This is a genomic window from Aestuariispira ectoiniformans (assembly GCF_025136295.1).
GTDB lineage: Bacteria > Pseudomonadota > Alphaproteobacteria > UBA8366 > Aestuariispiraceae > Aestuariispira_A > Aestuariispira_A ectoiniformans.
On the sequence record NZ_CP062788.1, the window covers coordinates 1978096 to 1993150 of the forward strand.

Genomic DNA, 15055 nt, shown 5'->3' on the forward strand with positions numbered 1-15055 from the left:
TTATGGCGGCGTCTGGCCCTGCCTACGCAGAGGCCAAACTTGCGACTTATCTCGCGAAAGCGACACCCGGAGAATTGGTGCCCGGTGCCAAGCGGTTTGAAGAACCGGAAGGCACGCCGCCGATTGCCAAAGCCTATGATGGCGACACGCTGATCGGTTATGCCTATCTGAATACCGATTACGTCAATACCAATGGTTATTCGGGTAAGCCAATTCGCATCCTGATTGGCGTCGATACAAAAGGTGTCGTGCGCGGTGCAAAGCTGGTCGAACATCATGAGCCGATCGTTCTGATCGGGATCCCCCAAAGCAAGATCGAGGCCTTCCTCGACGGTTACAAGGGCTTCGATCCCCTGCATGCAAAGGTCAGTTCTGACGGTGCCCCACCGGTTGATATCGTCAGCGGTGCAACCGTTACCGTCATGGTGATGGGGGACAGTCTGACCCGTTCCGCGGCCAGGGTCGCGCGCCGTATCACCGGGGTGACCACGGAAGAGGCCACGAAGGCGCACCGTGTTGTCAATCCTGAGGCAGGAGAAGTTGGCGACTGGCAGACCCTTCTGGGGGACGGCAGCATACGCCACTTGCAGCTTTCCGTTGGCGAGGTCAATGAGGCGTTCGCGGATAATGTCAAAGCCGCACGGCGTCACATCAAAGGAAATCCGGACAGGCATTTTGTCGATCTCTATGTTGCGCTGGTGAGCCAGCCGGCAATCGGCAAAAGCCTGCTTGGCGACGAGGAGTATAACAGCCTGGCCGCTGCCCTGAAGCCGGGGCAGTCGGCTATCCTTGTTACCGGTGGCGGGCGTTATTCGTTTAAGGGTTCCGGCTATGTCCGCGGTGGTATTTTCGACCGTATTGAGGTCACGCAGGGGACGGAGACCGTCCGGTTCCGCGACCATCAGCACAGGCGGATCAGTGAACTCGCCGCTGCCGGGGCGCCGACCTATCGGGATATTGACGTTTTCATCGTTCCAGAGACGGTGGAGTTCAACGCAGCAGAGCCATGGTCGCTGAAACTTCTGGTGCAGCGTCCTATTGGCGCGCTTAAGAAGGTGTTCCGCATCTTTGATCTCGACTATCGGCTGCCCGACCAATACGTGCGTATCGAGAAACCTGCGTCTGCTCCGGCCCAGGCTGCTGCTGCGGGTGGTGACGGCAGTGCTGTCGATGAGTCGCAGACGGCGACGTCCGGTGACGATCAGGCGGACAGCGCCTTGGCACAGTTGATTGACGAGCTGACCGGCGATGGGGCGCAGGGCTCTCAACCGCTGTGGCTTCGCATATGGCACAGCAAACTGCTTTCGATTTCCGTGCTTGCGGTCATGATCGCGGTGCTGACGGGAATCTTCTTCTTCCAGAATGCTCTGGTGAAACGGCCGGTCCTTTTCGACCGCGTTCGCCTTGGCTATCTCACGGTTACCCTGGTCTGGCTTGGGTGGGTTGCCCAGGCACAGCTCTCGGTGGTGAACGTGCTTGCATTCGCCGGTGCAGTCCGGGGGGATTTCCAGTGGTCCAGCTTCCTGGTCGACCCCCTGATCTTCATTCTCTGGTTCGCCGTGGCGGCATCGCTGCTGTTCTGGGGGCGCGGGCCGTTCTGCGGATGGCTTTGCCCCTTCGGCGCACTTCAGGAGTTGAGTAACCGATTGGGGCGGTTGCTCAGGATTCCGCAGATTACCGTACCCTGGGGCCTTCACGAGAGGCTGTGGCCGGTCAAATACATCATCTTCCTTGTGCTGTTTGGGGTTTCTCTGGGCTCGTTGGGTCTGGCGGAAAAGCTCTCGGAGGTTGAACCGTTCAAGACCGCAATCATCCTGCGTTTCCTGCGTGAGTGGTGGTTCGTTGGCTTTGCTGTCGCCCTCATCGGCGCGGGATTGTTCATTGAACGCTTTTTCTGCCGTTATCTGTGCCCGCTCGGCGCGGCATTGGCGATCCCCGGCAGGATGCGGATGTTCGACTGGTTGAAGCGGTACCGCGAATGCGGCAGCCCGTGCCAGCGTTGCCACAAGGAATGCCCGGTTCAGGCAATCCATCCCGAAGGACATATCAATCCGAACGAATGCATTTTGTGCCTGCATTGTCAGGTTCTCTACCACCATGACCATAAGTGTCCGGTCATGATCCAGCGGCGCCTCAAACGCGAGCGGCGCCAGGCACTCAGTTCAAACAACAAATCACCGGGGAAACCCGGTGCCCCCGAGCCTACCGTTGCCGATGGTACGGAAGTCTCCACTACCGGCGCGTCGGCTACGCGATCCAATGACTAAAAAAACTCATCAATGGAGGAAGACAATGGTGAAGAACAACGATAAGGCAACCGGTGTGAACCGGCGTGACCTGCTGACGGGGAGCGCCAAGCTCGCGACCATGGCGGGTCTCTTGGGCGGCGCTGGCGGCCTGATGGCCGGTTCCAAGTCGGCGGCGGCGGCATCCGGCAACAAGTGGGAAGTCGGCCCCGGTGAACTGGACGAATATTACGGGTTCTTTTCCAGCGGCCAGACCGGCGAGGTTCGTATCCTTGGTATGCCGTCGATGCGCGAGTTGATGCGAATTCCTGTATTCAACCGCTGCAGCGCCACAGGCTGGGGCCTGACCAATGAAAGCCGCAAGATTCTCACCGAAGGTCTGCAGCCTTATACCAAGAAATTCCTGGAATCCCGCGGTGGTGTCTATCTGAACGGTGACCTGCATCACCCGCATATGTCCTTCACCGATGGCTCCTACGATGGCCGCTATCTGTTCGTGAACGACAAGGCAAACAGCCGCGTCGGGCGTATTCGCTGCGACGTGATGAAAACCGACAAGATCGTCGAAATCCCGAACATGCTGTCGGTGCACGGTCTGCGGCCGCAGAAATACCCGCGCACGGGCTATGTATTCGCCAACGGTGAGGACCGCGTGCCGCTGGTCAACGACGGCAGCATTCTCGACGACCCGAAACAGTATGTCGGCATGTTTACCGCAATCGACGGCGACACGATGGACATCGCCTGGCAGGTCATGGTTGATGGTAACCTCGATAACGTCGATACGGACTTCCAAGGCAAATATGCCTTCTCCACCTGCTACAACTCCGAAGGAGGTGTGACGCTGGACGAAATGACGTCGGCAGAGCAGGACTGGATTGTGATCTTCGATCTTGCCCGTATTGAAGAGGCAGTGAAAAAAGGTGATTACAAGGAACTCAACGGCGTTGCTGTGATCGATGGCCGCCACGGTTCACCCTACACCCGCTATGTACCGGTTCCGCAAAGCCCGCATGGCATCAACACAGCCCCCGACGGTATCCACCTGATCGCGAACGGTAAGCTGTCCCCGACCTGTACGGTATTCGACCTGCGCCGGTTCCCCGACTTGTTCGACGACAAGATCAAACCGCGCGATACGGTTGTTGCAGAACCGGAACTGGGTCTCGGGCCGCTTCACACGGCGTATGATGGGCGCGGCAATGCCTACACGACGTTGTTCATCGACAGCCAGATCTGTAAGTGGGATATTGAAAAGGCTATCGCCCAGTTCAACGGCGAGGATGTCGATCCGATCATCCAGAAGCTGGATGTTGCCTATCAACCGGGTCACAACCATACGTCCATGGGTGAAACCAACGATGCCGATGGCAAGTGGCTGATCACATTGAACAAGTTCTCCAAGGACCGTTTCCTCAATGTTGGCCCGCTCAAGCCGGAATGCGACCAGTTGATCGACATTTCGGGTGACGAGATGAAGCTGGTGCACGACGGCCCCAGCTTTGCCGAGCCGCATGATGCGATTATCGTCCATCATTCCAAGGTGAAACCGGTTTCTGTCTGGAAACGTGATGACCCGATGTTCGCGGATGCGGTTAAACAGGCCAAAGCTGATGGTGTCGTCCTTGAGGAAGCAGAACATGTAATCCGTGACGGCAATAAGGTCCGGGTCTACATGACGTCGATGGCGCCGGTCTTCAGCCTGACGGACTTCAAGGTCAAGGAAGGCGATGAGGTGACGGTTTATGTCACGAACGTCGACGACGTTGAAGACCTGACGCATGGTTTCACAATCGCCAACCACGGCGTTGCCATGGAAGTGGCCCCGCAGGCGACTGCGTCGGTGACCTTCACCGCCGACCGGCCGGGCGTCTACTGGTACTACTGCCAGTGGTTCTGCCACGCTCTTCATATGGAAATGAAGGGTCGGATGCTGGTTGAGCCGAAGTCGGCATAACACGGGATGGGGCTGGCGGCATGTCCTGCCGACGGCCCCGACCCCCTGGAAGTAAAATAATGAAATCCTCGTGTATCCGTACCAGATTTTTCCGACTGTCAGCGACAGTGCTGCTTCTGCTGGCCTCTGGCATTCCGGGGGCAGTTGCCGCCGAACGAAATCTGTCAGCCGGAGAATCTCTGCAAGCCGCAATTGATACCGCTGCGGCAGGTGACGTGCTGCATCTGGCGAAGGGTGTGCACCACGGTCCGGTAACGATCGACAAGCCACTTGCGCTGGTCGGGGAGCCGGGCGCTGTCCTCGTCGGGAATGATCATGGCAGTGTGATTACGATCACCAGCCCTGACGCCCGTGTTGCGGGATTGACGATCCGAGGGTCCGGACTTGACCTGCCGAAGATGGATTCTGCGGTGTTGGTCCGGCGTACCGGCCTGCGGGCGACCGTTACCGGCAACCGAATGGAAAACAACCTGTTCGGCGTCTATCTGCATGGTGCAGCGGGGTCGATTGTTAAGGATAATGTGATTGTCGGCCGGACTGACCTTCGCATGTCGGAGGCCGGCAATGGTGTCTCGATCTGGAACGCGCCTGGTGCGGAAATTGTCGGCAACGACTTTCGCAATGGCCGCGACGGTATCTTTGTCACCACCAGTAAGAACAATGTGTTCCGCGATAACAGTTTCCGCGACCTGCGTTTTGCCATCCATTATATGTACACCAACAGCAGTCAGGTGATCGGCAACCGCTCCCAGAATGACCACATCGCCTGGGCGATCATGTATTCGCGTGATTTGGAAATCCGGGACAATGTCAGCATTGGCGACCGCGATCACGGGCTGATGTTAAACTACACCAATGACTCGCTCGTTACCGGCAATGTGGTGCGCGAAGGTGGCAAGAAATGCCTGTTTATCTATAACGCGCATAAAAACCGCATTGAAGGAAACCATTTTGTGGGATGCCCGATCGGTATCCACTTCACGGCAGGTTCTGAGAGAAATGTGGTTGTCGAGAATGCATTCATCGGCAACCGGACCCAGGTCAAATATGTTGGCACGCGGCTCCTCGACTGGGGGGAGAAGGGGCGTGGCAACTACTGGAGCGACAATCCTGCCTTTGACCTGGATGGTGACGGTATTGGGGATCGCGCCTACCGTCCGAACGGAGTGATGGATCAGTTGCTGTGGAAATACCCGCAGGCAAAGATTCTGGTCAACAGCCCTGCGGTTGAATTGATCCGTTGGGCACAGGCGCGCTTTCCGGCAATTCGGCCGGGCGGCGTGATCGACTCCACGCCATTGATGCAGCCGCCAGTGGTCGGCGCAACACTCAAGAAAGGAGCACGGCCATGACATCCATCGTGGCTGCGGATGGTCTCGGCAAACGTTACGGCGAAATCGAAGCACTCGGTAACGTAACACTTGCGGTACAGGCCGGAGAGATTATGGCGCTGGTTGGTCACAACGGCGCAGGCAAAACCACCCTCATGAAATTGATGCTTGGGCTGATCGAGCCGACCGAGGGCAGTATCCGTATTGGCGGTGATGACCCCGCAGGTCGACGTGGTGCCACGGCGCGGCGGAACATTGGCTTTCTGCCGGAGAGTGTGGCATTCCCGGGGGCAATGACCGGGCGAGAGGTCATCGCTTTCTATTGTCGGCTCAAGGGAGTGGCGCCTGCTACAAGCCTTTCGCTGCTTGAGCAGGTTGGCCTTGGTGAGGCGGCGAAGCGGCGGGTTGGAACGTATTCCAAGGGGATGCGGCAGCGTCTCGGACTGGCGCAGGCGCTGATCGGCCAGCCACGGCTGTTGCTGTTGGACGAGCCGACCACGGGGCTGGACCCGGCCCTTCGGCGTGAATTCTATACGATGCTTGAAAATTTGCGCGACCAGGGCACGGCGATCGTGTTGTCAAGCCACGCGCTGGCGGAGATCGAGGACAAGGCAGACCGCTTTGCCCTGATCGGGCACGGACGACTTCTCGCTTGCGATACTTTCCCCGCGTTGCTGCAACAGGCCGCAATGCCGCTTCGTATTTCGCTAAAGGTTGAGACTTGCACGACGGGCAAGGTGATCGAGGCGGTCGGTGATCTGAGTGAGATTGAGTATCGCAGTCCGGACGGATTGATCCTGTTATGTCCGCCTACGGCAAAGATGGACCTGCTGCATCGGCTTGGCCAGTTCGACAGCATCATACGAGATGTTGAGATGGAACGGCCGGGCCTTGAGGAAGTCTATCGCACGTTGCTGGCGGACAGCGAGGGAGAACGGCCATGAGCAGCACATTCATCATTGCAGTCCAGGAAGTTCGCGCCGGCTTGCGCAATCGCTGGGTCCTTGCGACGACGCTGTTGCTGGCCGCTCTCGCGCTCAGCCTGACATTACTCGGCAGCGCGCCTGTGGGCGGCGTAAAGGCCGACCCGTTGTCGATCGTTGTGGTCAGCCTTGCCAGTCTCAGCATCTTTCTGCTGCCGCTGATTGCACTGTTGCTATCCTTCGACTCTGTCGTCGGGGAGGCAGAGCGGGGTACGTTACTGCTGCTGCTCGCCTATCCGTTGGCGCGTTGGCAGGTGGTGCTCGGCAAATTCATAGGGCATGTGGCCATCCTGGCGCTTGCAACAGTCATCGGTTATGGAGCCGCTGCCGCCGCGTTGGTGGTCAAGAGCGGCAATGCTGCAGAACTCGACTGGGCCGCATTTTCCGGATTGCTTGGCTCGTCGGTTTTGCTGGGGGCTGCGTTCCTTGCGCTCGGTATGCTGATCAGTACGGTTGTGCGCGAGCGCGCCACGGCTGCCGGTGTCGCCGTCGGTATCTGGTTTGTGCTGGTGCTGATCTATGACGCCGCTCTACTGGGCGTTCTGGTCGCCGGTCAGAACCGTATCCTCAGCGCCGATAGCCTTGATCTGTTGCTGCTTGCCAATCCGGCGGATGCGTTTCGCCTGCTGAATCTTACTGTCACGGATGGCGCCAAGGCGTTGAGCGGCATGGCCGGGCTGGGCGAGGCTGGCAGACTGCCGATGTGGGCATTGCTCGGCTCGCTGGCCGCCTGGTCTGTTGTACCGCTGGCCGCGGCTGTCGCCATCTTCAATAGGAGAGAGCCATGATCCGCCTTATCACGCTGCTGGCCGTTCTGGTCCTGTCGCTTGCCGCGTGCAACGACAAGCAGGAGGCAAGGCTGCCGACCCCGGTCGAGGTTGGAAGTGAGGATACCGGTTTCATCTGCGGCATGCTGATCAGCGATCACGCGGGGCCGAAGGGCCAGATTTATGTCGCGAGCCATGACTACCCGCTTTGGTTCTCTTCCGTTCGTGACGCCATCGCCTATATCCGCATGCCGGACCGGCCCGACGATATTCGGGTGGTCTATGTCAATGATATGGGCAAGGCAGAAAGCTGGTCCGCACAGGGGGCAGGCAACTGGATTGTTGCGGAGAAGGCGTTCTTTGTTATCGGCAGCGAGATGAAGGGCGGCATGGGCCAGCCGGAGGCTGTGCCGTTCGGAGACGAGGCCAAGGCCGGTCAATTTGCCGACGAACATGGCGGAAAGGTCCTGCGCCTGGCGGATATCCCGGACAGCTACGTCCTCAGCCCCACTGACGAGGCGGCAATGTCAGACATGGTGGGAATGGACGATGACACAATGAAAGGCATGAGCAATGCAACGCAACAGCAGTGACATTTCGGCGCCCTTCCGGTCCGTGAGCCGGCGGCGTTTCATCGCGATTGCCGGTGCTGTGGCTGGAACAGCGATGTTGCCGGGCGGTTCGGTGGCTGCGGCGCCGCTGCATCGTTGGCAGGGCGTCGCCCTTGGCGCAGACGCCAGTATTCAGCTCGCCCATCCCGACCGGGCGGCGGCCCAGCGCCTGATTGACGACTGTGTTGCAGAGGTTCGTCGGCTGGAACGTGTTTTCAGCCTTTACGATGCCGGTTCGACGCTGGCGCAGCTCAACCAGAACGGCTTTGTCGACGAACCGCCGCTCGAGTTGATCGAGCTGCTCGGACGGGCGGGCGATATCAGTGAACTTACCGGCGGCGCATTCGACGTTACCGTGCAACCCCTTTGGGCGCGATATGCGGAACATTTCGCACAGCCCGATGCAGATCCCGCAGGGCCGAATGTCGTGGATATACTGCCGCTGGTCGACTGGCGAAAGGTTGAGGCACGACCGGATAGGGTTGCTTTCGCGAAGCCGGGTATGGGAATGACCCTCAACGGCATCGCCCAGGGTTTTATTACCGATCGCATTGCCGTGCTACTGAAGCGTAATGGTATTGACCAGGTGTTGGTTGATCTGGGCGAAATCCGTGCTGTTGGCAGTCACCCTGACGGCCGGGCGTGGCAGGCCGGCATCAACGACCCGGAGAGGCCGGGCAAACTGGCCGGGACACTCGATCTCGCCGATCGCGCCCTGGCTACCTCAGGTGGCTATGGCACTGTGTTTGATCAGGCAGGCCGGATCAGCCACCTTCTCGATCCGCGCACGGGTAAATCCGCCGCAATTGAGCGAAGCGTCAGTGTCTTGGCAAAGGATGCGACAACGGCCGATGCATTGTCGACAGCCTTTTCTTTGATGCCCGATACGGAGATCAACGCAATCGCCGCCCAATTACCGGATATTCAGGTCTATGTTGCGAGCGGGCACAGGCTTATAGGCAAAGCCTAATTGTTCAAGTGTCTGTGTGGGGCAAGGCGCTGCTGTCCAGATGCTGTCGACCTGTTTTTAAGGCTCGCTAGGTTTGGCTATGAACAGATTTAATGTGAACCTGTGATAATCGTGCCGTGCGTCATTTGGCTGGCAATTTCCGCAGGGACGGCTGCATCGGTTACAAGGGTGTCGAAGGCTGACAGATCGCAGACTTTGATCAGGCCGGATTTATGGAATTTGCTGGCGTCGCAGAGCAGGATGACCTTTTCCGCAAGCGGCATGACGACGCGCTTGAAATCGCTTTCAAAAATGTCGAAGTCCATGCAACCGTGCTCCACACTCAGGGCGGCGACGGAAATGAAGCACATGTCGGGGGTGAACTGGGAGACAAAGCGGATGGCTTCGGCTCCGATCAGGGTCTGGTCTTCAACACGCAGTTCCCCACCGGCCAGAATGACCCGATTGCACTGTCCGGAAACAGACAGGATATTGGCGACTTCAAGCGACAGGGTGATAACGGTCAGGTCGTTGCGCTTGGTCAACTGATGGGCGAGGAAGCAGGCCGTCGAAGAATTATCCAGGAAGACTGTCGCACCCTGCTTGATCAGTTTAGCGGCGCTCACCCCTATTTTCTGCTTGGCCTGGGCCATGACGCGCATGCGGCTCTGAAAGGGAAGTTCGGTACGGTGCACGTTAAAGCGCACACCGCCGTGGAACTTTTCGACCAACCCGTTTTCAGACAGTTGCCGCAAGTCACGGCGGATCGTCTCGTCGGAGACATGGAAATGATTGCTCAGGTCCTGGATCGATGCCGATTGCATCTCCTGTAGCCATTCAGCGATATTCTGCTGGCGGATATTAAGACCGCTTCGGTCCCACATTACCATTGTCCGGATTTGGCCTCAGAGTGAATATTGATCTCCTGTCCACTGTCCGGGTTGTAGATACGCAGCAGATTACTGTCAATTGTCAGGCCGAGATCCTTGCCGACCGGAGGAACCTGGTCGGTTTGAAGGCGCGCTGTCAAAAGGTCCTCGTCAACGCGCAGTTCAACCAGGGCTTCCGGGCCGAGAAGTTCAACCCGCTCGACGCAGCCGGTCATCATGGCGTTGTCCTGTGTGGCAATGGATATTTCTTCAGGGCGAATGCCCAGAATGACGTTTTGCATGCCGGACCCGTTGCCATGCGGGTTGACGGCGATCGGGGAGAGCAGGGCATTATTGCCAATAACGCGTCCGTCAAATTTACAGCGCAGCATGTTCATTTCCGGTGCCCCGATAAAGGATGCAACAAAAAGATTGTTGGGCTTTCGATAGACCGACATCGGTTCCCCCAACTGTTGTATGCGTCCATCGGACATGACGGCGATACGCGAACCCAGGGTCATTGCCTCGACCTGGTCATGGGTTACATAGATAACGGTAATTCCAAGCTCACTATGCAGTCGCTTGAGTTCGGCGCGCATACGGCCGCGCAGCTTGGCATCCAGATTTGAAAGCGGCTCGTCGAAGAGATAGACCTTGGGCTTGCGCACAAGGGCCCGTCCAATGGCGACACGCTGGCGTTGGCCGCCAGACATTTCCTTTGGCTTTCTTTCCAGCAAATCGTGGATGTTGAGGATGTCGGCAGCCTCCATGATACGGGTGCGGATTTCCGACTTGCTCAGGCTCGATGTTTTCATCAGGCCGAAAGCCATATTCATGTAAGCTGTCATATGCGGGTAAAGGGCATAGGACTGGAACACCATGGCAATGTCACGGTGGCGCGGTTCGGCATGCGTGACATCGACACCATCAATCATCAACTGGCCGCCACTGATGGATTCCAGCCCCGCGACCATGCGCAGGGTTGTTGACTTGCCGCAGCCTGAGGGGCCGACAAGGACCATGAATTCCTTGTCCTGAATTTCCAGGTCGAGATTGTTAACAGCGGTTTGGTCGCCATAGTGTTTGGTGATCTGGCGCAGGGAAACGGTTGCCATGAATTTAATCCTTAAGTCTATTTCAGGCCGGCATGCATGAAGCTGTCGACAAAGCGACGCTGGAAGATGATGAAGAGAAGCAGGAGTGGTGAAATCACAATCACCGTGGCGGCCATCAGGCGTGTCCAGTCGGCGCCACTGTCTGACTTTGCCAATAGGCCAAGACCGATTGGCAGGGTTCGCACGGACTCCGAGTTGGTCACCAGAAGAGGCCACATATAGTCGTTCCAGTGGGTCACGACCGAAATGATGGCGAAGGCCACCAACGTGGGACGGACCAACGGCAAATAGACGTGCCACAGGGTGCTTAGATGTCCGCAGCCATCAAGCCTGGCGGCATCGCTCAGTTCCGTCGGGACCTGCCGGAAGGCCTGCCTGAGCATGAAGGTTCCATACCCGCTGGCAACGAAAGGCACGACCATGGCCGGAAGGCTGTTCAACAGACCCAGTTCGCGAACCGTGATGAAGTTGGTCAGAAAGATTGCGTAGATCGGAAACATGATCTGCAACAGAAAGAAGGAGAAGATCACGTTTTTAAACGGGAAGGTCAGGCGGGCAAAGGCATAGGCCGCAAGCGATATGGTGATGATCTGGCAGATCAGGATGCTTCCGGTAACCAGAAAGGAATTGGCCATATAGGTGGCGAATGGCGCGACGGCCATCGCCGCGGGATAGTTGTCCCAAATGAAATTCTGCGGCAACAAACCGCTGCTGGCATCAAAGACTTCCACGCGGGTTTTGACGGATGTGACCAAAATCCAGATCAGCGGGCCGACCCATAGTATGGAAACAGGCAACAAGATTGCGTGCGTGCCATATTTTTTGAGGAAGGACGGTTTCATCTTCTGCTATCTCCCCAGGTAATGCACGCGTCGGCCAAGGGTCGAGGCGATCACGGCAATCAGGCCGCCAATGAACAAAAGCAACATGTTGGCAACAGTGCTGGCGAAGCCGATATCCTGATATTGAAAGGCATTTTGATAGATATAGAGCGTCAGGACATTCGTAGCGTCGGCGGGACCGCCCTGCGTCATGACGAAGACATAGTCGAAAATCTGGTAGGAATGCAGAACGCCAATGATCACAACGAAATAGATGGTCGGTGAGATCAGCGGAACGGTGATGTGAATGAGCTGGTGCCAGCCCGAGACGCCGTCGAGCCGTGCGGCTTCATAGAGGTCGCGTGGTACCATTTGCAGGGCCGCCAGAAGAATCAGCATGAAATAGCCGGAATATTTCCAGATGCTCATCACCATGATTGCTGGCAGGGCCCAATCGGAAGAATAGAGCCATTCCAGTTTCGGCAGGCCAAGTGTTTCCATCATGGCGTTAATCGGGCCGTATCCCGGCGCATAGAGAAAGACCCAGACCATGCCTGCCGCGACAGACGGGATCATCACGGGATAAAAGAAGGCGGAGCGATACAGCGCAACTCCGCGAATTTTTGTATCCAGTGCCACGGCCAGTAACAGGGCGCAGATGATTGCAGCCGGAATCGTGATCAGGGTATAGAAGGCCGTGTTGCGAAACGATTTCCAGAACAGGGCGTCACTCAAAACCCGTTCATAGTTTTCCCAGCCCAGAAAATAGATTTTGTCAGAGCCAAGCATCACGTCATGGAAGCTGAAATAGAATGAACGCAGGATCGGCCAGTACGTGAAGGCAGACAGAAAAACCAGTGATGGCAACAGCATTGCCAGGGCCACCATTGTTTCTTTCGTCGGCGTGAAAGAAGGAAATCGCATTGGATTGGGTTCTTCTAAACAAAGGGACAGAAAAATCCCGGCCTGCGAAGGAGCGCAGACCGGGATAGTGCTTTTAGGCGCGACGGCGCATCAGTCGCTGGATCTCTCGGTTGGAATGCTTGGTTGCTTCCTTGAGAGCCGAGGTCGGGTCGACCTCACCCGCCAATGTACGGTCAAGTGCACTTTTGAGATATTCACGTACCTTGTGATATCCCGGCACCTGCAGGAACGCACCGGCATAGGCGGCCTGATCCAGAGCAACTTTGGCGGCAGGAACCTCATTGACGAAGGTCTGGAGATCCTGGCCTTCCCATGAGGATTTACGTGCAGCGATATACCCCGTTTCCTTGCACCAGTGTGTCTGGTTGCGGGTATTGGTCATCCAGCGGGCAAAGGTCCAACTGGCCTGCAGATGGGTATCCGGCTGGTTCTTCGCCATCAGGATCGGGCCGCCGCCAATGGTTGCGCCGTAGGTTTTGTTCTTTGGCATGAAGGCAACGCCAACGTCGAACGGAGACGATTTCCGCAAGTTGGTGAGCGAACCCGTTGAATGATACAGCATGGCTGTGCGGCCAGCCATGAAGTCGTTTGCCGAACTCTGCCAGGTCGATGCGGTCGGCATAACGCCTTCCTTGACCATTTCTGCCCAGAATTCGAGGGCATCAATCGCCTCGGGTGCGTCAAACATGACTTTGTCTTTTTGCCAGGGGACAAAGGCATTCTGGCGAACGAAGCTTTCAAAAATCCAGTCATGCCAGCCGCCGCCGAAGGTCACGCCCCACTGGCTTACGTCTGAGCCGTTGCGGATGGTCAGGGCCTTGGCCGTTTCCATCAATTCAGCCCAGGTGTCCGGCGCCTTGTTGATACCGGCCTTGGCAAAAAGTTCCTTGTTATAATAGAGAACCGGCGTGGAGCACTGGAAAGGCAGACCGTAGAGCTTGCTGTCGGATTCGCAGATGCTCAGGAAGCCCGGCAGGAAGTCCTCATAGATGTCGTCGGCTTTTGCAAGCTCGGTTACGTCCGCCAGGGCATCCATGCCAAGGAAGGTCTGCAGGGCAGAGTTGATCGGCAGCCAGGTTGCCGGTGGCTCGCCGACACCGAGAGAGGTCATGACTTTCTGTTCTGTGTTGTCGTAGCTGCCTGCGTAGATCGGCTCGACCTGTACTTTGTCGTGGCTGGCGTTGAAGTCATTGATCATGCCGGTCACGATGCGGTTGATGTCACCGGACACGCCAACCGGATACATGAATTGCAATTTGACGATATCGGTTCCGGATGCAAAGAGCGGGCTGCTGCCGAACATGCCGGCTGCCGTTACTGCACCTGCGCTGGCTTGCAGGAAATGACGCCGGGAAATAGGCAATTTTGTCGACTTCATCGTAGCTTCCTTATGAAGTTTTCACCTGAATTAGGGCTGCTCGAATGCCGTTCTTGGCCTATCCGCTGGCATGCAAATCACCCTTAAAAAGTGTTCGCAGGATCACGGAGGGTTGTTACGGTTGCGTGACGTTGTGATGTAATTTGTGGGAAATTCTGTGAATTTTTGGATTTTTGCCAAAAAGCCGCAACATTGCCGTGGTAATTGGCAGGCAACATAGGAAATGTTGTTTCGGACAGGCTCTTGGGAGGCCGCCCCCTGCGGTCCCGTTTGCCATAGAGGAGTGTTAAATGCTGATCGCCCAGATTACGGACCTGCATATTACCCGGGAAAACGAAGTGTTGAGCGGGCGCGTCGATACCCGTCAGGCTTTCAGTTTATGCATGGACAGGCTCGCGGGCCTGACGCCGCAACCGGATGTCTTGCTGATCAGCGGCGATCTGACCGAGACCGCAACAAAGGAAGAATACGACTTCCTCGTCGCAGCATTGGAAAAACTTGGGTTTCCCACATATGTGGTGCCCGGAAATCATGACGACAGGGCGGCCATGCGTAAGGCATTTACGGGCATGGCGGAAGGTGAGGGCGATACGCCCTTTTGTTACAGTGTGGATGAAAACCACTGGCCGCTGTTTCTGATCGGCCTGGACAGTACCGTGCCCAAACGGTCAGAAGGGGCGGTTTGTCCTTCGCGCCTGGCGTGGCTGGAGCAGGAGATGCAAAAGGCAACGCCTGAGCGGCCCGCCTTGATATTCATGCACCATCCGCCCTTCCAGACCGGGATCGCTCCGATGGATGCTTGTGGAATTTTCGAGGGACTGTCGGCCTTTCGTGATCTGGTGGCCGCCTATTCAGATCGCATTGCCGGTATAATCTGCGGTCATGTTCATCGGGTTATACATAGTACCATTGCCGGTGTTCCGGTCCTTCTGGCACCATCCTCCGCGCATCAGATAACGCTCGACCTGCGTAAAGAGGCCCCGCTCAGCTTCACAATGGAACCGGCCAAGATCGCTCTTCACAGCTGGCGGGGCGACAACGGTCTGGTATCGCATTACGCCTATGTGGATGAGTTTGCAGGACCCTATCCCTTTTAGGGGCGGG

The 15055-nt window shown here is 57.1% G+C and carries 13 protein-coding genes; 8 read left to right on the forward strand and 5 right to left on the reverse strand.

The annotated features are described in order from the left end of the window. The first annotated feature begins 2 nt into the window (after positions 1-2). The 7 genes from IF205_RS09465 to IF205_RS09495 are packed head-to-tail and all read left to right on the forward strand — an operon-like array spanning position 3 to position 8865. A complete protein-coding gene (locus tag IF205_RS09465; protein WP_259783039.1) occupies positions 3-2267 on the forward strand; it encodes a NosR/NirI family protein in 2265 nt (754 codons plus the stop codon). A 25-nt stretch (positions 2268-2292) separates the two neighbouring features. Further along, positions 2293-4203, forward strand: a complete 1911-nt coding sequence (nosZ, locus tag IF205_RS09470) for a TAT-dependent nitrous-oxide reductase (protein ID WP_259783040.1) — start codon at positions 2293-2295, stop codon at positions 4201-4203. A gap of 59 nt (positions 4204-4262) precedes the next feature. Then, positions 4263-5555: a nitrous oxide reductase family maturation protein NosD gene (locus IF205_RS09475; protein WP_259783041.1), complete on the forward strand. Its 1293-nt coding sequence runs from the start codon at positions 4263-4265 to the stop codon at positions 5553-5555. Continuing rightward, positions 5552-6478, forward strand: coding sequence for an ABC transporter ATP-binding protein (locus tag IF205_RS09480; protein ID WP_259783042.1), 927 nt, complete (start codon positions 5552-5554; stop codon positions 6476-6478). The genes IF205_RS09475 and IF205_RS09480 overlap by 4 nt, the downstream gene beginning before the upstream one ends. Next, positions 6475-7305, forward strand: a complete 831-nt coding sequence (locus IF205_RS09485; RefSeq protein WP_259783043.1) for a DUF2705 family protein — start codon at positions 6475-6477, stop codon at positions 7303-7305. Before IF205_RS09480 ends, IF205_RS09485 begins: the two co-directional genes overlap by 4 nt. After that, the gene (locus tag IF205_RS09490) at positions 7302-7877 is read left to right on the forward strand and encodes a nitrous oxide reductase accessory protein NosL (RefSeq protein ID WP_259783044.1); all 576 of its coding nucleotides are present in this window, start codon (positions 7302-7304) and stop codon (positions 7875-7877) included. Before IF205_RS09485 ends, IF205_RS09490 begins: the two co-directional genes overlap by 4 nt. Then, positions 7858-8865 (forward strand): FAD:protein FMN transferase, encoded by a 1008-nt coding sequence (locus tag IF205_RS09495; RefSeq protein WP_259783045.1) that lies wholly within the window; start codon positions 7858-7860, stop codon positions 8863-8865. The genes IF205_RS09490 and IF205_RS09495 overlap by 20 nt, the downstream gene beginning before the upstream one ends. 89 nt (positions 8866-8954) lie before the next feature. Here the strand turns inward: IF205_RS09495 and IF205_RS09500 are convergent, their stop codons facing one another. The 5 genes from IF205_RS09500 to IF205_RS09520 form a co-directional block, all read right to left on the reverse strand. Beyond that, complete coding sequence (locus IF205_RS09500) at positions 8955-9728, reverse strand: DeoR/GlpR family DNA-binding transcription regulator (RefSeq protein WP_259783046.1); 774 nt, start codon at positions 9726-9728, stop codon at positions 8955-8957. After that, positions 9728-10828 (reverse strand): ABC transporter ATP-binding protein, encoded by a 1101-nt coding sequence (locus IF205_RS09505; RefSeq protein WP_259783047.1) that lies wholly within the window; start codon positions 10826-10828, stop codon positions 9728-9730. Before IF205_RS09505 ends, IF205_RS09500 begins: the two co-directional genes overlap by 1 nt. A gap of 17 nt (positions 10829-10845) precedes the next feature. Further along, positions 10846-11670 carry a carbohydrate ABC transporter permease gene (locus IF205_RS09510; RefSeq protein ID WP_259783048.1) on the reverse strand — a complete coding sequence of 275 codons (825 nt, stop codon included), beginning with the start codon at positions 11668-11670 and terminating at the stop codon, positions 10846-10848. 6 nt (positions 11671-11676) lie between these two features. Further along, positions 11677-12573, reverse strand: a complete 897-nt coding sequence (locus IF205_RS09515; RefSeq protein ID WP_259783049.1) for a carbohydrate ABC transporter permease — start codon at positions 12571-12573, stop codon at positions 11677-11679. A 73-nt stretch (positions 12574-12646) separates the two neighbouring features. Continuing rightward, a complete protein-coding gene (locus IF205_RS09520) occupies positions 12647-13951 on the reverse strand; it encodes an ABC transporter substrate-binding protein (protein ID WP_259783050.1) in 1305 nt (434 codons plus the stop codon). Between the two features lie 290 nt (positions 13952-14241). On the opposite strand from IF205_RS09520, the gene IF205_RS09525 reads away from it, so the two are divergent. Continuing rightward, complete coding sequence (locus IF205_RS09525) at positions 14242-15048, forward strand: phosphodiesterase (protein WP_259783051.1); 807 nt, start codon at positions 14242-14244, stop codon at positions 15046-15048. Positions 15049-15055: the final 7 nt, after the last annotated feature.